Here is a 20,442-nt window from a genome sequence, read left to right as displayed (position 1 = left end):
GTTAACTGTGCTTACGTCCTGACAACCTTGAGATCGACATCATGCAAACCTCCACTTCAGACAAAGTCAGCGCCGGGCTCGGCTTGCGTCGCGGTTTAATGAAAGACCTGCAAGCAGCCCCGGCCGGCCATTTCGATTTTCTCGAAGTCGCACCGGAAAACTGGATCGGCATCGGCGGCGCCCATGGCGCGGCGTTGCGAGGCCTGGCCGAGCGTTATCCGTTGTCCTGCCACGGCTTGTCACTGTCGCTGGGCGGGCCGTCGCCGCTGGATGTCGGATTTCTGCAGGAGGTGCGGGTTTTCCTCGATCACTACAACGTGCCGCTGTACAGCGAACACCTCAGTTATTGCAGCGATGACGGTCATCTCTATGACCTGTTGCCGCTGCCCTTCACCGAAGAAGCGGTGCATCACGTTGCCGCGCGCATTCGTCAGGCCCAGGACATTCTCGGCCGGCGCCTGGCCGTGGAAAACGTCTCGTACTACGCCGCACCGCAGCAGGACATGGACGAGGTGACGTTCACCAACGCCGTGCTGCGCGAGGCCGATTGTGACCTGCTGCTGGACGTCAACAACGTGTACGTCAACTCGATCAACCATGGCTTCGACCCACGCACGTTTCTGGCGGGCATCGATGCGGATCGCGTGGTGGCGATGCACATCGCCGGGCACTTCGATGAGTCCGACACTTTGAAAATCGACACTCACGGCGCCTCGGTCAAACCGGCGGTGTGGTCGTTGCTCGCTCAGGCCTACGCCCGGTTCGGCGCCCAGCCGACCTTGCTGGAGCGCGATTTCAACTTCCCGGCGTTTTCCGAACTGGTTGCAGAATTGCAGACCATCCGCCGCTTGCAGGGCGAGGAGGTGAACCGTGGTTAAGCGCTCGCTGCTCGAACAGCAAAACAGCATGGGCCTGTACCTGCGCGACCCCGACCAGTGCGCACCACCGCCCGAGATGGATCCGGCACGGGCGCAGGTGTATCGCGACCTGGTGTTTGCCAATCTGTCGGCGTTGATCAGCGGCACTTTTCCGGTGCTGGTGAAGGTTCTGGGTGACCAACAGTGGCGGGCGCTGGTGCGGATTTTCTTGCGCGACTACCGCGCCCACACGCCAAAATTCGGTGAGATCGCTGAGGAGTTTGTCGAGTTTCTCGCCTCCGAACCTGCGGCGTTGGCTGACGGCAAATGGCCGCCGTTCATGGTGGAACTGGCGCATTACGAATGGGTGGAAATGGCCCTGCAACAATCCGAAGCCGAGCCTTTGCCAACGGATCATGCCGAGTTGTTGCTGGAACGTCCGTTAAGGGTTTCGCCGCTGGCCTGGCCGTTGGCGTATGCCTGGCCGGTGCAATTGTTGGGGGCCGATTATCAACCGGACGCGGCACCGGACCAGCCGACGCTATTACTGGTGCGTAGGGACCTGGATTTCAGCGTGAAGTTTTCCGGGTTGAGCCCGTTGGCGTTTCGGTTGTTGCAGCGCATCGATGAGCTTCCCGGGCTGGATGGGCAAGCGCAGTTGCAAGCACTGGCCCAAGAGGCGGGAATGACCGGTTCAGTCGAGTTCTTCGATAACGGTTTGGCGTTGTTGCAGCAGTTGCATGATCAAGGTGTGGTGGGCATGGCTCATTGACGGAACGCACTTCCCTTGTAGGAGCAGCATCTATATCGGCTGATAGTCGGCTAATCGCGAGCAGGCTCGCTCCTACAGGGCGTGTGGGTGTCGGTGGAATATGGGTACATCCGTCCCAAATGTCTCGCCTGTGAAACAACGCTAACTCTTTGAAAATTATTTGCTAAATCCCCGCAATAAACCTCAAGCCTGGCCGATACAACCTTCAGGCGCAGACAAATTGATTCCAACAATGGCGCCGGCCTGAAGGGTGGTGCGCCAATGCCCGCCTTTCAGAAAAAACGGCAAGGATGCTCGCAGCCACACCACCCGAGTATCGTCCTATGTCATTGCGTAATCTGAACATCGCGCCTCGAGCTTTCCTGGGTTTTGCCTTCATTGCCTTGCTGGTCATCGTGCTGGGTGTGTTCGCCGTGAACCGCATGTCCGTTATCCGCCAGGCCTCCATCGACATGGGAACCACACAACTGCCCAGCGTCGGGTTTCTCGGCAATATGACCGAAAACGTCCTGCGCATGCGCATTCTGTCGTTTCGGGTACTGGTCAACCGTGATCCCGCAGCCTTGCAGGAAGCCCAGACGCGTATCGGTGTGTTGGTCGACAAGCTGCGCAGTGCGCAAGCCAGTTATGCCGCGCTGCCGGCCGGCACCGAAGAAGCGCAGTTGTATAAAACATTCGAGACCACGCTGGAAAACTACATGCAGGCGCAGAACCAGATGATGGAACTGTCGCGGCAGAACAAACTCGATGAAATGCGCTCGCTGATCAACACGCGGATCAAGGACGGCACCGATCAGATGGGCGAGCAACTGAACAAGCTGGTGGCGCTCAATAACGCCGATGCCAAGGCTGCCTCGACCGCTGCGGGTGACAACTACGACAGCGCCATCACCGGCATCATCTTGGTCGCCGTGATCGCGGCATTACTGACCGTGCTGTTGGCCTGGTTGCTGACCCGCAGCATCGTCACCCCGTTGAACCGCGCCGTGCGGGCCGCGCAGACCATCGCCGAAGGCAATCTGAGCAAAACCATCGAGGTCGATGGCAAGGATGAACCGGCGCGGTTGCTCGGAGCCTTGGCGTCCATGCAGGCCAGTCTGCGCAAGACCATCGAACAGATCGCCGGCTCTGCCACCCAATTGGGCACCGCCGCCGAAGAGCTCAGTGCAGTGACGCAGGACGCGTCCCGTGGCCTGCAACAACAGAACAACGAAATTGAACAGGCCGCCACTGCCGTCAACGAAATGACCGCCGCCGTGGAAGAAGTGGCACGCAATGCCGTGTCGACTTCCGAAGCCTCGAACGAGTCGACCCAGGCGGCCCGCGAGGGGCGTGACCGGGTAGTGCAAACTGTCGATGCGATCCAGACCATGACTCACGATGTGCACAACACGTCGCTGATGATCGAAGGCCTGGCGGCGCAGGGACGTGACATCGGCAAGGTGTTGGACGTGATTCGCGCCATCGCCGAGCAAACCAACCTGTTGGCGCTGAACGCAGCCATCGAAGCGGCCCGTGCCGGTGAAGCAGGGCGCGGTTTTGCCGTGGTGGCGGACGAGGTGCGGGCGCTGGCCCATCGCACGGCGCAATCGACCCAGGAAATCGAGAAGATGGTCGCCGGCATCCAGAACGGCACCGGTGAAGCGGTGGCGTCGATGCAACAAAGCAATCAACGCACCCAAAGCACCCTGGAAATGGCCCGCGCCGCCGGTGTGGCGCTGGAGCAGATCACCCAGTCGATCCATTTGATCAACGAGCGAAACCTGGTGATCGCCAGTGCCTCGGAAGAACAGGCGCAAGTGTCCCGCGAAGTCGATCGCAACCTGGTGAACATTCGCGATCTGGCCACGCAGTCCGCCGCGGGCGCCAACCAGACCAGCACCGCCACCCATGAGCTGTCACGTCTGGCAGTGGATCTGAACGCACTGGTGGCGCGGTTCGTCGTTTAAGCGATGCGTGTAGGCCCGGCCGGTTTCAGGTCCATGACTTGAGCCAGCCTGGCGGGCTTGGATGAGTGGCGTAGAAATGACGCATCTGCGTCAGATCGCGCTCAAACCAATCGTTGACCCAGCGGTTGTATTGCACGTGTGCGGAGTATTGGATCGAAGGTTGTTGCAGGCAGTCGAACACGGCTTGCGCAGCCTGCATGCCGCTCATCAACGCCTTGAGTACCCCGTGGGACGCGGCCGGGTCGAGCAGGCTCGCCGCATCACCCACCATGAAATAGCCAGCACCGGCCGCTTCGGTGCAGAGGCGCCAGGTCACGTCGGCGCCCAGCACCAAGTCTGACTGAGGCAAGCCGCGCAAAGCTTCAGGCACGGTTCGAGCGGTGGACGTGCCTTCGCTGAAACACAGGCGAGTCCAGTGCAGTCGGTGATTCTCGACTTGTGCCACCCACGTCCAGCCATCGGCATCCGCCTGCAGGTGCGGAGCGTGCGCATAAGCCTCAAGGTTGCCAAAGAGATAACCGTACCGAGCCACCAGCAGCGGCGAACAACGCCGGACCGTCAACTGGTGCTGGCGGCTCAACCAGCCCGCGACGCCGCTGGCATCGATCACATAGGCGCTCAACATCGGGCCTTTGTCGGTTTCCACGCCAACTACCCGGCGGTCGTGAGTGAGCAGGTGTTGCGCGTGACACGGCTGCATGACGCTGACGCCAAGCGCTGCGGCCTGCTGCAACAACGCGCTGTCCAGTGAGCTTCTGGCGATCTGGAATCCCTGCCACGGGCCGGCGTCGTCACCGCCAAATCCAATGAAGCGTGAGGGGCCGTCCCAATGCACCCATTGACCGGAAAAGCGTACCGCACCTGACGCACATAAATGCGCAACGCCGAGCTGCTCCAGCAACGGTTCGATGGCCGGATGCAGGCTTTCGCCAGGACGAAACCGCGGAAATCTCTGGCGCTCCACCAGTGCCACGCGCAAGCCGCGCTGCGCACAACTGATCGCCGCTGCAGAGCCCGCCGGGCCGCCGCCGATCACCAGTGCATCAAAGGGCTTCAAGCGCGATCTGCCAAGGCAATTGCCCATATCTGATCAGCATCGCCTGTTCACTGATCAGCAGTGTTACCTGGCGTTCGATGTCCACGTAGCGCAGTTTGAAATCATTCTGTGGCGTCCAGTCGGCTCCGCGTTTGTACACGTGAAAACGATGGGTCCAGCCAGCGAGCGTCAGCCCCGACTCTTGCTCGGCGGTTGCGAGTTCGGCATCCGGTCGATGTATCAGGCGAAAGGACAACAACGGCCAGTCTTTACGCAATACAGGGTCAGAGCCTGCCTCGAGCACGTTGTACACACGGCGCATCGAACGCACTCGGTCCTGATATTGCCGCTGGGTGATGCGCCCGGTCAGATGCAAGGAAAAACGCCCATCGAGGGCCACCCGGGTGTAGTCGGTGTATTCGTAGGCGCGGTAGCGAGCGATCATGCGGCCTTCGTGCGCTATCAGTTGTGGCCCTTGTTGATTGTCCCAGGCCGTTGCTCCGTGTTGTCCGATTTCTTCATCGGTCAGCGGGATGATGCTGTGCAGGTTAGATCGCGGCTCAAAGGTCCGGGCAGAGTCCGGCGCCACACCTGGCCAGTAAGAACCCAGCGCCGCGCAAATGCGCACGTCTTCGGTAAACGGGCTGGCCATCTGGTAGCCGGACAGGGAAAAAGGTCCGCTCCCGAAGGGCGGATACCGACCGACTTCCCAGCCGGGGCCAAAGATCCCGGCGGCGGCGTCCGGTAACGAAGAAGGGCGGTCAACGACGGGGTGGTTTTTTGAGGGCGATGACTTGGATTTGGCCCGGTGCGGCAACCCCACAATGGCCGTCACTCCAAGGTCGTTTGCCGAAAATGGCTGTTGCTTCAAGCTCAGATTTGCGCAGTAGCGAACGTTCGACAACGCCTCCAGTCGGGCATGCCAGATGTTCGGATCAGGTTCCGTACTTGCCCAGCGCAAGAGTTGTCGCTGGTTGCACAGCGGAAAGAAATCCGGGGCGCCAATCACCGAGTATGCCGCTATCGAAGGCAACAACTTCTGCAAGGCCGGGCAGCGTGCGCGGACCCAGCCGTCGGCCGTATTGTCGTGATAGTGCAGGGCGCGATAACCGCCTTGTTTGACCAGTTCAGCCACTCCCTCTCGATCATTCAGATCCTCGAAGCGACCTTCCTCATCCAGTGTGTGTCGGCCGTGCACCATGCCGCCGGTGCCCCTCGGCATCCAGAAGGACAAAGGCTGGCCCTCAAGGCTGGCCGCTTCCACCAGTTTCGGTGTGGCGTTGGGCAGCAGCAGGCCCAGCCCCATGTCCTGCGGGGTGGCCCAGTGCGCAAGATTGTCGGTGACGACAAAGGGCGGCTGACTGATCTGTGGCTCCTGCCAACCGGTTCCGGTGTAACTGCGGTGGATGTGGCGCAATTTTTCGTTGATTTGATGGTTGTCCAGATCGAGTGTCAGGTTCAACCCGACCAGGCACTGCGAGCCGTTGAACAATTTGTGCATCGGCACCCAGAAATCCAGTTCTGCATCCCCTGGCTGCGCGTCCATCGGCCCAAAGCGTTTGGGATCGCCCTTGAGTTGCATGGCGATGTAGGCGCTGTACCGCACCGGCATGACCCGAATACCGTAGGGGTCGTCGTCGACAAAAGGCAGAAAGCTACGCAGTGGCGCGTCGTAGCGGCAGGGAGCTGTGCCTACCCGAGCGATGCCAGTGCGCGAGAAGCACAGGTCGGCGTGTTCGCTGTGCACGGTTTGGGCGGCGTTGCGGTATTCACTGGCAAACACCACCACAGCCATGGGGTTGTCACCAGCCTGCTTGCGCAGGCGCTGAAGCGAGGAACGGTTGGTGGCATAAACAAAATTGAGCACGGTTTCGATTTCGGCCGGCGTGGGGAACAGGCGCAACGGTTGCCCGGTCTGGTCGTGGGTTACTTCGGGTGAGGCCAGCGCGTGATAGAGCAAGCTATACGCCGGTTGGCCCGGTTCAATCGCGCGGTTGCCGGTGCTGGCGAAATCCTCGAATCCTCGCAGGCTGCGGTCGATGTTCAGCGGTTTGATCAGCTCGGTGCCAAGTGGTACTGCCGTGATGTCCAGGCCATGGGCCAATAGCAGTGAGTGCCAGCCGCCGGGGGCCAACCGTGCGCAGAGCTTGGTAACCTGTTGGAGCAGCTCCATGGCGGTTTTCCGTCATCCTGAAGAGTGGCCTATCCCACAGGATGTCGGGGGTTCCAGCTACTGTCAGATATGCCAGTAGTGACGAACGGTCGGCGCTTCAATCCTTTACTGCGCGCAAAAGAAGTACCGCGTCAGGTGAAAGAAGATCGGCGCGGCGAAGCAGATCGAATCCTGTCCCTGTCGCGGGGTTTCACTAAGCGCATATGCAATCAGCGGCTTTACCGGTTTTTCATCACTCAACCCGTAGCAGCTGGCGCAGCCTGCGTTCGACTGCGAAGCAGTCGTAAATTCAGGCGTCGCGGTGTGTCAGGCAGATCCCGTGCGCAGGTTTCACGCCTGCTGCGTCCGAACGCGGCCCGAACCGAACGCAGGCTTCGCCAGCTGCTACAAGCGTGGTCGGGTAATCATGTTTTCTTCAGGATGAGTTCGGCGCACAAACCTCCGCCTTCGCGGTTGCTCAACGTCAGCGATCCCCCGATCGCCAACGCCAGCTGCTGCGCGATTGCCAACCCCAGCCCGGTGCCGCCGGTGCTGCGGTTGCGCGAGTTCTCCACGCGGTAGAACGGTTCCATGACCTGGGCCAGTTCCGCTTCGGCAATGCCCGGGCCGCGGTCCATGACTTTGACCGAGACGCTGCCATCGGTTTTCTTTGCTACCTGCAACTCGGCGGCGCCGGCGAATTTAAGGGCGTTGTCGGTCAGGTTCACCAGCACCCGGCGCAAGGCGTGGGGGCGGGTGTCGATGACCGTGGTGCTCTTGCCGTTCAACTGCACGTCCTTGCCCACGTCCTGATAGTCGAACACCAGGCTGTCGAGGAATGAATCCAGATCGGTGCGGCGACTTTCTTCGGTGGCGCCATGGACGCTGCGGGCATAGGCCACGCCTTCGCGCACCAGGTGTTCCATTTCGCCAAGGTCGTTCCACAGTTTGTCTTTTTCGATGCAGTCTTCCATGAACTCGGCGCGCAATTTCATCCGGGTGATCGGCGTTTGCAGGTCATGGGAAATCGCCGCCAGCAGTTGCATGCGCTCTTTGAGGTAGGCAGCGATGCGTGCTTGCATGGCGTTGAAGGCCTTGGCGGCGTGGGCCACTTCGGTCGGGCCTTTTTCGTCCAGCAGCACCGGGTGGGTGTTGGGGTCGAGGGTGTCCACGGCTTCGGCGAGGCGGGTGAGGGGGCGGATGGCGATGCGCACCGCCAGCCAGGTGCAGGCGATCATCAACGCCAGTTGCCCGAACAGGACGATGGGCAACCACGGTGACAGTGGCACCATCGAAGGCCGCACGTCGATGGTCAGCGGGCTGCCGTCGGACAGTTTCAGGTGCACCTGAAAGTGCTTTCTCGGCCCCGGAATGTCGGTGAACGTCATCGGGTAATCCTTGCCGATGGCGTCCTTGATCGAAGCCATCGCGATGGGCGCTTCGGGCATGTCCGTGTCCATGGGCTTGCCGCTGGCGCCTTCACTCAACAGGTAGCCGTAATTGTTGCGCTGCAATTGACGCAGCCAGCCCATGCGCTCATCGGCCGGCAAGCGGTCGAGGATGGCGATGGAGGTCGAGACATCGGTTTCCAGGTTGCCGAGCATGGTGTTTTTCGCGCTTTCGTAGCGCTCGTAATACTGCGCACCGAAGGACAGCGCCTGAGCGAGGATCAGACCGATCAGGAAGATCAGCGACAGCCGTGAGGCCAGGGTGCGGGGCCAGCGTAGCGACAGGTTCATGCTGGCGCACCGACGATTTCCACCGGCAGCGAGAACACATAGCCCTCGCTGCGCACGGTCTTGATGTAGGCCGGTTCACGGGCATCGTCCAGCAGGCGCTGGCGCAGGCGGCTGACCAACAGGTCGATGGAACGGTCGAACAAATCGGCGTCACGGCCCTGGGTCAGGTTGAGCAACTGATCGCGGTTGAGCACCCGCTGCGGATGATCGAGAAACACCCGCAGCAGGCGGTATTCAGCGCCGCTGAGGGCGACCATGGTGCCGTCACCGTCGAGCAGATGGCGGGCGGACGTGTCCAGCTTCCAGCGCCCGAAGGCCAGCAGCCGGCTGCTTTCGGTGACCACCAGGTTGGGCGGCAGCATCCGCGTGCGGCGCAACACGGCGTTGATTCGCGCCAGCAATTCGCGGGCGGCGAACGGTTTGACCAGGTAATCGTCAGCGCCCATTTCCAGGCCGATGATGCGGTCGGTTTCATCGTTGCGTGCGGTGAGCATCAATACCGGCGTTGCCTTGTGTTTGCCCGAGCGCAGTTCGCGGCAAAGCATCAGGCCATCGTCCCCCGGCATCATGATGTCCAGCACGATCAGGTCCACCGGCGTGGATTCGAGGAAGGTGCGCATCTGCCGGCCATCGGCGACGACGGTGGTGCGCAGACCGTTCTTCTTCAGGTAGTTGCCGACCAGTTCGCGGATTTCGCGGTCATCGTCAACGATGAGAATGTGATCGACGTGTTCCATGGGGCTTGCCTCTATCAATGGGGGATGTCGCACAGTCTACCGAGCCTTTTCCTGCTCGCCCGCAGGGGTTTGTATTGCAGTGTATCTGGCTTGTGGGTGGATACACACGGAGGTAAAAAAGCGAATTTTCCGGGGTTTTGTATCGCTCTGTATCCCGGGCCGGCTCAGATACGTACCGATTTACACGGGCTTGTTCCCGACACATACGAGATACCTCGCGAGTTTTAAATAGGTTCCATCGAGGCAAGCCCAGCTGCCTCTACCCAACGAACAACTACCTATTGAAACCTTGAGGAAAACACCATGAACACCAAAGCCATCTACGCCGCTTGCCTGTTTGCCGCCCTGAACATCTGCACCTTGTCGGCCCGTGCCGAATCCGATGTCAGCGCCAAGCCCTACACCTACGGTACCCAACTGGACATCAAGAAAGTGGTGTCGCTGAAACAGGACGCCACGCCTTCCTGCGGCGTGGTGGATGCCCAACTGACCTACCTCGACTCCCAGAGCAAAACCCAGGTCCTGGACTACCGCAAGCTTTCCGATAGCTGCAACTCGGACAACTGATAACCACCGAACCCCTGTTGGAGCGAGCAGGCTCGCTCTAACAGGAGATGTATGTCGCCCTCAAAATCTAAACAGGTGATCCCATGTTTCTCATCGCTTTTCTGGGCGGCATATTGACCGTCCTCAGCCCGTGCATCCTGCCGGTTGTGCCGTTCCTGTTCGCCGGTGCCGACCGTACACGTTCATCGATCCTGCTGACCCTCGGCGGCATGGCCGTGACCTTTGCCCTGGTCGCCAGCCTGGCGGTGGTCAGCAGCGAGTGGGTGATTCAAGCCAGCAACGCCGGGCGTCATGTGGCGTTGATCGTGATGGTGTTGTTCGCCTTGTCGCTGATTTCCGCCCGGGTCGGCGACTGGCTGGCGCGTCCGTTCGTGTTGCTGGGCAATCGCCTGGACCCCAACAGCCGCAAAGCCTCCGGCCCGCTGAAGTCGCTGATGATCGGCGTCGCCACCGGCTTGCTGTGGGCGCCGTGCGCCGGGCCGATCCTTGGCGTCATCCTGACCAGCGCCATGTTGCAGGGCGCAAACGCCGGGACCAGCCTGTTGCTGGTGGCTTATGGGGCGGGCAGTGCGTTGTCGCTGGGTATCCTGATCTTTGCCGGTCGCGGCCTGGTCAATCGCTTGAAACCCTCGATTCCGGTGACGGGCTGGTTGCGTCGTGGCGCCGGTGTCGCGGTGTTGGCAGGTGCGGCGGTGATCTCCACCGGTGCCGACAGTGTGTTGCTCGCCGGCACATCGTCGCAAGGTGTCAGCAGCGTCGAAAAAGGCGTGCTGGAAACGGTGCCGAAGGTCGTCGACTACTTCGTCAGCAAGGTCAAGGCCGAGTCCATGGACAACGCCCAGGGCGCCATGCCTTCGCTGGACGGTGCCGTGCAATGGTTGAATTCGCCGGCCCTGACCAACGAATCGCTCAAGGGTAAAGTGGTGCTGGTGGACTTCTGGACCTTCGACTGCATCAACTGCAAGCACACGCTGCCGTACGTGAAGGACTGGGCGAAGAAATACGAGAAGGACGGCCTGGTGGTAATCGGCGTGCACACCCCTGAGTACGGTTTCGAACGCATCATCGACAACGTCAAGGACAAGGTGAAGGAATACGGCATCACCTACCCGGTGGCGATCGACAACAATTACGCAATCTGGCGCAACTTCGACAACCAGTACTGGCCTGCGCATTACCTGATCGACGCCAAAGGCCAGGTGCGTTTCACCCACTTTGGTGAAGGCCAGTACGACACTCAGGAAAAGATGATCCAGCAGTTGCTGGAAGAGGCCAAGGCCGCTGCTCCGGCAGCTTGAAGTCAAAAGATCGCAGCCTGCGGCAGCTCCTACAGGTGGAACGCGTTTCCCGTAGGACCTGTCGCAGGCTGCGATCTTTTTGAGGTATCAATGGCTCACTTCACCGTGGGCCATTGAACGATTCTCCTGACTGCGCCGCCACGCCGCTGGCGGCGCTCCGTACTCGCGACGAAAAGCACGGCTGAACGCCGTGTCAGTCTGGTAACCGACTTCCTCGGCGATGCGCATCAACGAACTGTTGCTGCTGCGTAACAGGTTGGCCGCCAGCAACATGCGCCATTGCGTCAGGTACTGCATCGGCGACACGCCCACCAATTGCTGAAAACGCTCTGCCAGAACCGATCGAGAGGTGCCGGCAGTGCGAGCCAGCTCTTCCAGGGTCCAGGTATGACAGGGCTTTTTGTGCAAGGCATTGAGGGCGGAGCCGACGATCCGGTCGCTCACACCCGCCAACCATCCGGTGCGGCCCTTGCCGTGTTCGTGCATGTGCAGGCGCAGCACTTCAATGAACAACACTTCGGCCAGCTTGGCCAAAACCCCTTCACCGCCAGGCCTTGGCGAACGGGCTTCGGCCAAGGCATAGCGCACCGAGGATTCCAGCCAGATCCCGGCATTCGAACCGCGCACATTGACCCGCACCACCGGTGGCAGTCCGGTCAACAACATCCCCGCCAATCGCGTATCGCACGCCAGATAACCGCACACCAGACGCGTCACCGCACCGCCACCGCCATAGCTTAATTGCCTGGGCCTGCGGGCCAGCACCTTGTCCAGTCGTCCGCCGCTGGCCGGGGGCAATCCGGGTTGGGAGCTCATGCAATGGGCATGGCCCTGGGGGAAAACCACGACATCGCCAGCACTCAGCAGCAGGGGCGGATCGTCCCCCAGTTCGACGTAACACTCGCCCTCGGTGATCAGATGAAAGATCACCACCCGCTCGGCATTTGGCTCCAGAAACGGTGCGGCCGTGTCGGCACTTGGCGATTGATAGCACCAAGGCGCGGTGAACCTGGCATTGATGAAAATCGCGCCGACCAGGCGGACGACGCGCAGGGTCTGTGACAGGGCATCCATGGTGGGTTTCCCGTGCGGACGAATGTTCTCGATTGTGAGCCTGTCGCAGCCGTGCGTGAAACCGCCGGACGATCGGGCAGGGTTGGCCGACGATCGGGCAGGACGGCGGCAGCCGGCAGCGCGATAGTGGCTGCACAGGGTCTGCCGACCCTGTCTTCAATAACAAGAATGAGAGGTTGCCATGCCTAAGTTCGTTATAGAACGCGAGATACCAGGTGCTGGAACACTGTCAGAAAGGGATTTGAAAGCCGCTTCGCAAAAGTCCTGCCGGACCTTGCGCGATTTGCCGCAAGTGCAGTGGCTGCAGAGTTATGTCACCGGTGACAAGCTCTATTGCGTGTACATCGCGCCGAATGAAGAACAGATCCAGGAGCATGCCCGGCTGAGTGGTTTCCCGGCCAATCGTGTTTCCCAGGTCATGAACATCATCGATCCCACCACGGCGGAATAACCCCCGTCGGACACTGAGCAGTGCTCCAACCAGAGATTGTCTCCATGAGTACACCCATTGATCTTACTGCCTTGAAAAACCGTCAAATGGCCGCTTGGGCCAGCGGTGACTACGCCGTAATCGGCACCACCCTGCAAATTGTCGGCGAGCAACTGGCCGAAGCCTGTGACCTGCTGTGCGACGAGCAAGTGCTGGACGTCGCGGCCGGCAATGGCAACGCGACACTGGCGGCGGCGCGTCGCGGTTGCCGGGTCATCTCCACTGACTACGTGGCCGCCTTGCTCGAACGCGGCGAAGATCGCGCCAGGGCGGAACGCCTGAACGTGACGTTCCAGGTGGCCGATGCCGAAGCGTTGCCATTCGACGATGCCAGTTTCGATGCCGTGCTATCGACCTTCGGCGTGATGTTTACCCCGGATCAGGCCAAAGCGGCCGCGGAGCTGGCGCGGGTTTGTCGGCCCGGTGGCCGGATTGGCCTGGCCAACTGGACGCCTGAAGGTTTCGTCGGCCAGATGTTCAAGACCCTCGGCCGACATTTACCGCCACCCCCCGGCGCGCAACCGCCTTCGCAGTGGGGCACTGAAGCCTGGCTGCACACGCACTTCGATGAACGCAATTTCCTGGTGCAGGTGACGCGCAAGACCTTCAATTTCCGCTATCGCAGCGCCGCGCATTTCATCGACACCTTCCGCGCGTGGTACGGCCCGGTGCACAAGGCGTTCGCGGCACTGCCACCGGAAAGCGGTTTGGCCCTGGAAAATGACCTGGCAGATCTGATCAACCGTTCTAACCGGGCGGGGGACAAGTCACTGGTGGTGCCGAGTGAATACCTGGAGGTGGTGATCACCCGGCGCTAAAACACAGCTTCCCTGTAGGAGCGAGCCTGCTCGCGATAGCGGTCTTTCAATTCAAATGAAGTGACTGACACATCGCCATCGCGAACAGGCTCACTGCTACAGGGGGGTGTAGGTGATTGATGTTCAATGCCGCGATCCATCGAACCACTCCAGCGCCGTACGCCACAAGCAGATCCCCAGGAAGTACGCCGACATCAGTAGCCACAAGCCCATCACCAGCGGGTTGATCACCGGGTGGTTGATCACCAGCGACAAGCTGCACAGCAACCATATTGCAGTCACGGCGATGTTGATCGGCATGAAGCGGCGCACGCGGAACGGGTGCAGGAACTTCATCCGGGTCAACGTCAGCAGGGCCAGGCCGATGACGGTGAGGAAGGTGATCCACGGTGACGGGGCGATGATGTACAGGCACAGGGCGACCACGTTCCACGCGGCGGGAAAACCCTGGAAGTAGTTGTCTTTGCTTTTCATGTTGACGTTGCAGAAACAGAACAGCGACGACACCAGGATCAGCGACACAGTCAGCAACAGTGTGTAGTCCGGCAGCGGAATGTAGCGATAGATGAACAGGGCCGGGATGAACACATACGTCAGATAGTCGATCACCAGATCGAGAATCGAACCGTCGAAACTGGGCAGCACCGACTGCACATTGACCTTGCGCGCCAGCGCGCCATCCAGACCGTCGACGATCAGGGCCACGCCGAGCCACAGCAGGCAATTGGTCGGCTGGTTATCGAGCAGGGCCAGCGTGGCGAGAAAAGCGGTGACCACGCCAGTGGCGGTGAATCCATGGGCTCCCCATGCTTTGAGTCTGGCGATGTGTAGGGTCGATATCACGGGGGCGTTCTCCAGAAAGTGAAGCAAGCCAGTCATTGCCTTCATTGAGCGGGCGGCGGCAAACCGGGTCGGGTTGCAGGTATCGACCGGGTTTGCGCGAATAAGGTTCACCACCTATGAATCTTAGCCAAGGCGCCAGAAAACACCTTGGGCAAGTCTGCGCCTTGACGACCGGGCGTCAGCCAAACGGTGGTGGCGCATTTACCGGCGAGGTCTATCGTTGCCTGACGGATCACTCCCTTCGTTGAGGACGTCGTCATGAACACCAGCGATCTGCTCGAACAATTACTGCGGGCCGGCCAAGGCTCGATGTCGCGACAGGGCGGCGCCGGGGCTTCGGCTCCGGGCGGCCTCGGCGATCTGGGCGGATTGCTCGGAGGCCTGTTGGGTGGAGGGGCCAGCAGCGGCGGGGCCGGAGCCGGTGGAATGGGCGGGCTGGGTGGCTTGCTGGGCGGCTTGCTCGGTGGAGGGTCGCCGATGGGCGGTGCGCCGCAATCGCGTTCTGGCGGCGGTACCAACTACGCGGCGCTCGCGTCTCTGGGCATGATGGCATTCCAGGCCTATCAAGCCTGGCAACGCAGTCAGGCCACCCAGCAGCAACAAGCGCCGCAACAGGCGATGCGCACGGTGGACATGCTCGCCGGGCCGGAAGTCGAAGAGCACAGCCATGCGATCCTGCGTGCATTGATTGCGGCGGCCAAGGCCGATGGCCGGATTGATGAGGCCGAGAAACACATGATCAGCACTGAAATCGGTAAGCACACCGATGATCCCGATTTGCAGCAATGGCTGGACGACGAAGTGGCCAAGCCGTTGAACCCCAATGAAGTGGCTCAGTCGGCTACCGACCCTGGCATAGCGGCGGAAATGTACCTGGCCAGCGTGATGCTGGTGGATGATCAGCAAGATGCTGAGCGCAATTATTTGGATGAACTGGCTGCGGCTTTACAGATAGATCCGGATTTGCAGGTGCATCTGGAACAGCAGGCCAAGGGCGGGGTTGTGTAGGAGCTGCCGCAGGCTGCGATCTTTTGATCTTCAGCAATTTTCAAACGCAAAAAATCAAAAGATCGCAGCCTGCGGCAGCTCCTACAGAGATCAGTCGATTTCATGGAGGGTGTTGGGGATCAGGTGCTCGGCGGTCTGGGCAATATTCCCTCAACCCCAGACCCGATGCGGCATTCAGGCCCGTTTGTCCGGGCACTTTGAACGCCGATGGAATTTTTGCCCCGGGCGTTCGCTCTGCTGAGTGAAGGGACACGCTGATTCAGCGCCCTGCAGCGATCCGCAGGTGAGCCATGAACAAAAACCTCGACGACTACAACCGCATGCGCGATTTTTCGGCGACGTCGGAACCGGCTGCCGTCAAACGCACGGGTAGAAAAAACGCCAAAAACCACGCGCTGCAGTTCTGCATTCAGAAGCACGACGCCTCGCGCCTGCATTACGACTTTCGCCTGGAACTGGACGGCGCGCTCAAAAGCTGGGCGGTGCCCAAGGGTCCGTCGCTGGACCCCAAGGTCAAGCGCCTGGCAGTGCACGTCGAAGACCATCCGCTGGACTACGCCACGTTCGAGGGCAGCATTCCCGAAGGGCACTATGGCGCGGGTGATGTGATTGTTTGGGACCGCGGTGTGTGGATTCCTCAGGATGATCCGGCGAAGGCTTACGCCAAGGGCCGTCTCAAGTTCGAGTTGCAAGGCGAGAAGCTCGAAGGCCTGTGGAACCTGGTGCGCACGCACATGCCGGGCAAGCAGGAGCAATGGTTCCTGATCAAGCATCAGGATGGCGCGGCGCGCCCCGAAAGTGACTACGACGTGGTCAGCGCCGAACCCGACAGCGTGCTCAGCGAACGCACCATTGTCGGCAAGGCGCCCGAGGCCGGCAAACCCAAACCCATCAAGAAACTGGCGGCTGCGGCGCGCAAGCCAGCGTCAGCGCCACTCACCGGCGCCCGCAAGGCCAAACTGCCCGACACGTTAAAACCCGAACTGGCGACCCTGGTGGAAAAGGCCCCCGACGGGCCGTGGAGTTATGAGGTCAAGTTCGACGGTTACCGGATCATGGCGCGCATCGACCACGATGAGGTCAGACTCTTCACCCGCAACGGCCACGACTGGACCCACAAGCTACCTGAACAAGCCAAGGCCTTGGCCGGCATGGGCCTGGAATCGGCATGGCTCGATGGCGAAATGGTCGTGGCCGACGAGCAGGGCGTGCCGGACTTTCAGGCGCTGCAGAATGCTTTCGAGGCCGGGCGCAGCGCCGGCATCCTTTATTACCTGTTCGACATGCCCTACCTCAACGGCGTGGACCTGCGCGAGGTGCCGGTCGAAGAACGCAGGGCCGCACTCGCGACGGTGCTCAATGCCAGCAAAAATCCGCTGCTGCGTTTCTCCGACGCGTTCGGCGAAGACCCGCAAGCGTTGCTCAACAGCGCTTGCCAGATGCGCATGGAAGGCCTGATCGGCAAACGCCTCGGGTCGCCTTATGTCTCCCGGCGCAGCAGCGACTGGATCAAACTCAAGTGCAAGCATCGCCAGGAATTCGTGATTGTCGGCTTCACCGACCCCAAAGGCTCGCGTAATGCCTTCGGTGCCCTGTTGCTGGGGCTGCACGACCGTGACAGTGGCGAACTGCGTTATGCCGGCAAGGTTGGCACCGGATTCACTGAAGCGACGCTCAACAGCATTCATCAACAGCTCAAGCCCTTGCAGGTGAAAAAGGTGCCTGTGGTCAACCCGCCTACGGGTGTCGAACTCAAGGGTGTGCACTGGCTCAAGCCTGAACTGTTGGCCGAAGTGGCCTTCGCTGAAATGACCAAGGACGGTTCGGTCCGTCACGCGGTGTTCCATGGTCTGCGTGACGACAAACCCGCCCAAGACATCACTGAGGAGCGTGCGACTGCCGTGAAAACTGCCTCCGCGAAAAAAACCGCTGCCAAGCCATCTGCCGCGTCCAGGAAAAAAGCTGAGCCGGCACCCTCACAGATCGGTCTGGATGAGGGCAAGGTGCGCATCACCCACCCCGATCGGGTCATCGATGCCAGCAGCGGCACCACCAAAGTGCAACTGGCGCAGTATTACGCCAGCGTCGCCGAGTGGATTTTGCCGCAGCTCAAGGATCGCCCGGTGGCGCTGGTGCGCGCGCCGGACGGGATTGCCGGTGAACTGTTTTTCCAGAAGAACGCCGAGCGCCTGGCCATTCCGGGCATTACCACACTGGATCAAAAACTCACGGGCCAGCCGATGATGGTCATCAACAACGCCGAGGCGCTGATCGGTGCGGTGCAGATGAGCACTGTGGAATTGCACACCTGGAATGCCACGTCAGACAACCTCGACAAGCCCGACCGTTTCGTCCTCGACCTCGATCCGGACCCGGCATTGCCGTGGAAGCGCATGGTCGAGGCGACGCAGCTCACCCTTTCAATACTCGATGAACTGGGGCTTAAGGCGTTTCTCAAGACCAGCGGCGGCAAGGGCATTCACCTGGTGGTGCCGCTGACCCGCAAGCTGGGTTGGGATGAGGTCAAGGACTTCAGCCACGCCATCGTCAGCCATATGGCCAAATTATTACCGGAGCGCTTTTCCGCGGTATCAGGGCCGAAGAATCGGGTAGGGCGCATCTTCATCGATTACCTGCGCAACGGTCTGGGTGCGACCACCATTTGCGCCTACGCCGCGCGCACCCGTGAAGGGTTGCCGGTGTCGGTGCCGATTTTTCGTGAGGAGGTTGAAACGCTCAAGGGCGGCAACCAGTGGAATATTCACAATGTTCATGAACGGCTGGCGGAGGTGGGGGACGAGCCTTGGGCAGACCTGAAGAAAACCCGGCAGACGATCACGGCCGAGATGCGACGGCGGGTGGGGATGAAGAAAACGTGATTTTGTAGGAGCTGCCGCAGGCTGCGATCTTCTGATCTTGCTTTTTAAAATCAGAAGATCGCAGCCTGCGGCAGCTCCTACAGAGCACAGATGTTATTTGATGAATGCCTGGAAGTCGGAACCCAGTTTGTCGATCGCTGCCTTGAAGTCTTGGGCCGTGATTTTCTGTTTGTCATTTTCCAGCGTGGTACCGAAGACCTTGCGCACCACTTTGGCTACGGTCTGGTTGTTTTTGGCGTCGATGAACTCGGCCTCGATATACAACTCGGTGTTTTCGTCCCTGATGCCGGTGGCGGCGGAAACACCGCCCACGACCGCTGCGATAGGCACCACTTCATACCAGTGCATGCCTTCCGGCGAAGCGCTTACCCCGGTGATCGCGGCACGCATGACCAGGGTTTTGGCGCCGGCCGGGGCAGCGCTCGGGCTTGAAACGACCCGGTACTTTTGCCCCAGCGTGGATTTGGCTTTGTTGGACATGTAGTTCTGAATGTCAGTCAGCGTCTGCTGGTTGACCCGCTCGTTGGGCTTGGGCGCCGGATACATTTCCAGACGGGTAAACGCCACGGTGTCATAGGCATGCGGGTTCCACGACGGGCTTACCCAACGCATGGCCGTGCCGCCGCTGGGCGTTTCGACTTCCTGCAGGTTGTTGTAGTTGGACAGGTAGCCGGAGTACTGCTCTTTCTCGGTGACTTTCGAGGTGCAACCACCGAGCAGAAGCCCGGACAGTGCGACGCCGATCAGCAATTTTCTGGACAGGTTCATAGTGCGGTGTGCTCCTTGAGTAAAGTCGTTTTTTTATCGCAAAAATCAGAAACGCCAGGTCATGTTGCCGGTCACTGTTTGAATCCAGGCATTGTCGAACTGTCCGGAAATTCGGCTGCCTGTCAGGGATTTTGTCTGGTCCACGGACATGTCGCCCATCCAGATCATCGCCCAACTGACGTTGACGTCGGTGTCCTTGTTGAGCGCATAAGTGGCCCCGGTCGCCAGGCGCCAGGATTCAGCCATGGGGATGGTCACGCTGCGATCGCCATCCGACACAGCGCTGCTGTCGTAAGCCATGCCGACGTTCCACAGCAGTTGCGGGGTGGCCTGGTACTGCGCACCGAGCGAGAGGTGCCAGGTGTCCTTGAAGTTGGCATCGACCGTTGTCGATCGGGCGTCGGCGGCCGAGGTATCGATTTGCGCGGCGATCTCGCCGAATTCTGACCAGTCTTGCCAATTAACGGACGCGAGCAGCGCCCACCGCGGGTCCAGCTGCTGGAACAGGCTCAAGGTGAGTGTTTGGGGGACGGTCATGTCCAGTTCGGTCTTGGCGCCGTCCAGTCGGCGTAGCAAGGGCCCGTCACCCTTGATGTCGAGGCCGTCCTCGAACTCCAGATCGACTTTGCTGGTATAGGTCAGGCCGATGCGGGTGCCGGGTTGCGGGGCATAGATCACCCCCACATTGGCACCGAATCCCCAGTCGTTGTCCTTGTATTTGTACTGCCCGTCACTGCGGTCGGTGAAGCCGAACGGCGAGCGATCGATGGCCGTTTGTGCTTGCAGCATGCCGTACATCGCTCTGACGCCAACGCCCACTGACCATTGATCATTGAAGCGATACGCCACGCTGGGCACCATCGACAAACCGAGCAGGCTGGAATTCTGGGCGAAGTAGCGCCCGGACCAATCGTTGTCGTAGTTGACGGCCAGGCCAAAGTCGCCGTACTGGCCAAAGCCGACGCTCCAGTGATCGTCCAGTTCATGGCTGACGAAAAAGCTGGCGCCGGGCATTGGATCGAGCGAGGCGCCACTGCCGGTACCGGGCACATTGGTGTCGTCGTCGCGATTGAATTTGAGGTTGCCGTAAAGCACCTGCAAGCCGCCAGTGATTTGCGTGCCCGGCAGATAACTCATGCCCGCCGGATTGCTGGCAATGGTCGACGGTCCTTGTGCCCTGGCGGCGGCACCGGCGTTGGCCAGGCCGACGTTATCGGTGCCGACTTCGTACAGCATGATGCCGCCGGCCAAAGCGTTCTGGCAGCACAAGGTAAGTAATGTAAAGGTGGGAAGGGTCGTTGTTCTCAGTGGTCTTTTGACACCCATAAAGCATTCCCCTGGCGATGCTTCCAATGCATTGAGCTCTCCGCGAAAAGAGTAGGTTTTAATTGGGAAATCGCCAGTATTAATTGCCCATGATGGCGATCGCTGCATGACGCCGGCGGGCTTCTAGCA

Annotated in this window: 17 protein-coding genes; 9 read left to right on the top strand and 8 right to left on the bottom strand. The window is 60.4% G+C overall.

What is annotated here, in order from left to right:
- Positions 1-41: 41 nt before the first annotated feature.
- The 3 genes from KVG88_RS05505 (at position 42) to KVG88_RS05495 (ending at position 3,578) form a co-directional block, all read left to right on the top strand.
- The gene (locus KVG88_RS05505; RefSeq protein ID WP_150703551.1) at positions 42-878 is read left to right on the top strand and encodes an HvfB family MNIO-type RiPP peptide maturase; all 837 of its coding nucleotides are present in this window, start codon (positions 42-44) and stop codon (positions 876-878) included.
- The gene (locus KVG88_RS05500; RefSeq protein ID WP_217870610.1) at positions 871-1,629 is read left to right on the top strand and encodes an HvfC family RiPP maturation protein; all 759 of its coding nucleotides are present in this window, start codon (positions 871-873) and stop codon (positions 1,627-1,629) included. Before KVG88_RS05505 ends, KVG88_RS05500 begins: the two co-directional genes overlap by 8 nt.
- 323 nt (positions 1,630-1,952) lie before the next feature.
- Positions 1,953-3,578, top strand: a complete 1,626-nt coding sequence (locus KVG88_RS05495) for a methyl-accepting chemotaxis protein (RefSeq protein WP_217870609.1) — start codon at positions 1,953-1,955, stop codon at positions 3,576-3,578.
- A gap of 25 nt (positions 3,579-3,603) precedes the next feature.
- Here KVG88_RS05495 and KVG88_RS05490 read toward each other — a convergent pair whose 3' ends face one another.
- The 4 genes from KVG88_RS05490 to KVG88_RS05475 form a co-directional block, all read right to left on the bottom strand.
- Positions 3,604-4,635 (bottom strand): NAD(P)/FAD-dependent oxidoreductase, encoded by a 1,032-nt coding sequence (locus KVG88_RS05490; RefSeq protein WP_217870608.1) that lies wholly within the window; start codon positions 4,633-4,635, stop codon positions 3,604-3,606.
- The gene (locus KVG88_RS05485) at positions 4,622-6,787 is read right to left on the bottom strand and encodes a hypothetical protein (RefSeq protein WP_217870607.1); all 2,166 of its coding nucleotides are present in this window, start codon (positions 6,785-6,787) and stop codon (positions 4,622-4,624) included. Before KVG88_RS05485 ends, KVG88_RS05490 begins: the two co-directional genes overlap by 14 nt.
- 404 nt (positions 6,788-7,191) lie before the next feature.
- Entirely contained in the window at positions 7,192-8,505 is a 1,314-nt protein-coding gene (locus KVG88_RS05480; RefSeq protein WP_217870606.1) for an ATP-binding protein, read from the bottom strand.
- Positions 8,502-9,242 carry a response regulator gene (locus KVG88_RS05475; RefSeq protein ID WP_075949170.1) on the bottom strand — a complete coding sequence of 247 codons (741 nt, stop codon included), beginning with the start codon at positions 9,240-9,242 and terminating at the stop codon, positions 8,502-8,504. The genes KVG88_RS05480 and KVG88_RS05475 overlap by 4 nt, the downstream gene beginning before the upstream one ends.
- A gap of 303 nt (positions 9,243-9,545) precedes the next feature.
- Between KVG88_RS05475 and KVG88_RS05470 the strand changes: the two genes are divergently transcribed.
- Together KVG88_RS05470 and KVG88_RS05465 are read left to right on the top strand one after the other, a co-directional pair.
- On the top strand, positions 9,546-9,809 hold the full coding sequence (locus tag KVG88_RS05470) for a DUF2790 domain-containing protein (protein WP_150703544.1): 264 nt from the start codon (positions 9,546-9,548) through the stop codon (positions 9,807-9,809).
- A gap of 83 nt (positions 9,810-9,892) precedes the next feature.
- Entirely contained in the window at positions 9,893-11,107 is a 1,215-nt protein-coding gene (locus KVG88_RS05465) for a cytochrome c biogenesis protein DipZ (protein ID WP_150703543.1), read from the top strand.
- A gap of 87 nt (positions 11,108-11,194) precedes the next feature.
- Here KVG88_RS05465 and KVG88_RS05460 read toward each other — a convergent pair whose 3' ends face one another.
- Positions 11,195-12,181, bottom strand: coding sequence for an AraC family transcriptional regulator (locus KVG88_RS05460; RefSeq protein WP_217870605.1), 987 nt, complete (start codon positions 12,179-12,181; stop codon positions 11,195-11,197).
- Between the two features lie 181 nt (positions 12,182-12,362).
- Between KVG88_RS05460 and KVG88_RS05455 the strand changes: the two genes are divergently transcribed.
- Together KVG88_RS05455 and KVG88_RS05450 are read left to right on the top strand one after the other, a co-directional pair.
- Entirely contained in the window at positions 12,363-12,632 is a 270-nt protein-coding gene (locus tag KVG88_RS05455) for a DUF4242 domain-containing protein (protein ID WP_150703541.1), read from the top strand.
- A 44-nt stretch (positions 12,633-12,676) separates the two neighbouring features.
- A complete protein-coding gene (locus tag KVG88_RS05450) occupies positions 12,677-13,489 on the top strand; it encodes a class I SAM-dependent methyltransferase (protein WP_150703540.1) in 813 nt (270 codons plus the stop codon).
- Between the two features lie 123 nt (positions 13,490-13,612).
- On the opposite strand, the gene pcsA is transcribed toward KVG88_RS05450, so the two are convergent.
- Positions 13,613-14,332 (bottom strand): phosphatidylcholine synthase, encoded by a 720-nt coding sequence (gene pcsA / locus KVG88_RS05445; protein WP_150703539.1) that lies wholly within the window; start codon positions 14,330-14,332, stop codon positions 13,613-13,615.
- A gap of 258 nt (positions 14,333-14,590) precedes the next feature.
- On the opposite strand from pcsA, the gene KVG88_RS05440 reads away from it, so the two are divergent.
- Positions 14,591-15,340, top strand: a complete 750-nt coding sequence (locus KVG88_RS05440; RefSeq protein ID WP_217870604.1) for a tellurite resistance TerB family protein — start codon at positions 14,591-14,593, stop codon at positions 15,338-15,340.
- Between the two features lie 290 nt (positions 15,341-15,630).
- Positions 15,631-18,219 (top strand): DNA ligase D, encoded by a 2,589-nt coding sequence (ligD, locus tag KVG88_RS05435; protein ID WP_217870603.1) that lies wholly within the window; start codon positions 15,631-15,633, stop codon positions 18,217-18,219.
- Between the two features lie 93 nt (positions 18,220-18,312).
- On the opposite strand, the gene KVG88_RS05430 is transcribed toward ligD, so the two are convergent.
- On the bottom strand, positions 18,313-18,987 hold the full coding sequence (locus tag KVG88_RS05430) for a DUF3313 domain-containing protein (protein WP_150703536.1): 675 nt from the start codon (positions 18,985-18,987) through the stop codon (positions 18,313-18,315).
- A gap of 45 nt (positions 18,988-19,032) precedes the next feature.
- Positions 19,033-20,313 (bottom strand): OmpP1/FadL family transporter, encoded by a 1,281-nt coding sequence (locus KVG88_RS05425; RefSeq protein ID WP_217870602.1) that lies wholly within the window; start codon positions 20,311-20,313, stop codon positions 19,033-19,035.
- Between the last annotated feature and the right edge of the window lie 129 nt (positions 20,314-20,442).

The organism is Pseudomonas azerbaijanoccidentalis, assembly GCF_019145495.1.
Taxonomy (GTDB): domain Bacteria; phylum Pseudomonadota; class Gammaproteobacteria; order Pseudomonadales; family Pseudomonadaceae; genus Aquipseudomonas; species Aquipseudomonas azerbaijanoccidentalis.
Note: the sequence above shows the minus strand (reverse complement) of the source record. Positions and strands in the feature narration are given on the sequence as shown.

Coding starts and splice junctions, on each gene's coding strand:
- KVG88_RS05505 (WP_150703551.1), top strand. CDS start 42: ATGCAAACCTCCACTTCAGACAAAGTCAGCGCCGGGCTCGGCTTGCGT.
- KVG88_RS05495 (WP_217870609.1), top strand. CDS start 1,953: ATGTCATTGCGTAATCTGAACATCGCGCCTCGAGCTTTCCTGGGTTTT.
- KVG88_RS05485 (WP_217870607.1), bottom strand. CDS start 6,787: ATGGAGCTGCTCCAACAGGTTACCAAGCTCTGCGCACGGTTGGCCCCC.
- KVG88_RS05480 (WP_217870606.1), bottom strand. CDS start 8,505: ATGAACCTGTCGCTACGCTGGCCCCGCACCCTGGCCTCACGGCTGTCG.
- KVG88_RS05475 (WP_075949170.1), bottom strand. CDS start 9,242: ATGGAACACGTCGATCACATTCTCATCGTTGACGATGACCGCGAAATC.
- KVG88_RS05470 (WP_150703544.1), top strand. CDS start 9,546: ATGAACACCAAAGCCATCTACGCCGCTTGCCTGTTTGCCGCCCTGAAC.
- KVG88_RS05465 (WP_150703543.1), top strand. CDS start 9,893: ATGTTTCTCATCGCTTTTCTGGGCGGCATATTGACCGTCCTCAGCCCG.
- KVG88_RS05460 (WP_217870605.1), bottom strand. CDS start 12,181: ATGGATGCCCTGTCACAGACCCTGCGCGTCGTCCGCCTGGTCGGCGCG.
- KVG88_RS05455 (WP_150703541.1), top strand. CDS start 12,363: ATGCCTAAGTTCGTTATAGAACGCGAGATACCAGGTGCTGGAACACTG.
- KVG88_RS05450 (WP_150703540.1), top strand. CDS start 12,677: ATGAGTACACCCATTGATCTTACTGCCTTGAAAAACCGTCAAATGGCC.
- KVG88_RS05440 (WP_217870604.1), top strand. CDS start 14,591: ATGAACACCAGCGATCTGCTCGAACAATTACTGCGGGCCGGCCAAGGC.
- ligD (WP_217870603.1), top strand. CDS start 15,631: ATGAACAAAAACCTCGACGACTACAACCGCATGCGCGATTTTTCGGCG.
- KVG88_RS05430 (WP_150703536.1), bottom strand. CDS start 18,987: ATGAACCTGTCCAGAAAATTGCTGATCGGCGTCGCACTGTCCGGGCTT.
- KVG88_RS05425 (WP_217870602.1), bottom strand. CDS start 20,313: ATGGGTGTCAAAAGACCACTGAGAACAACGACCCTTCCCACCTTTACA.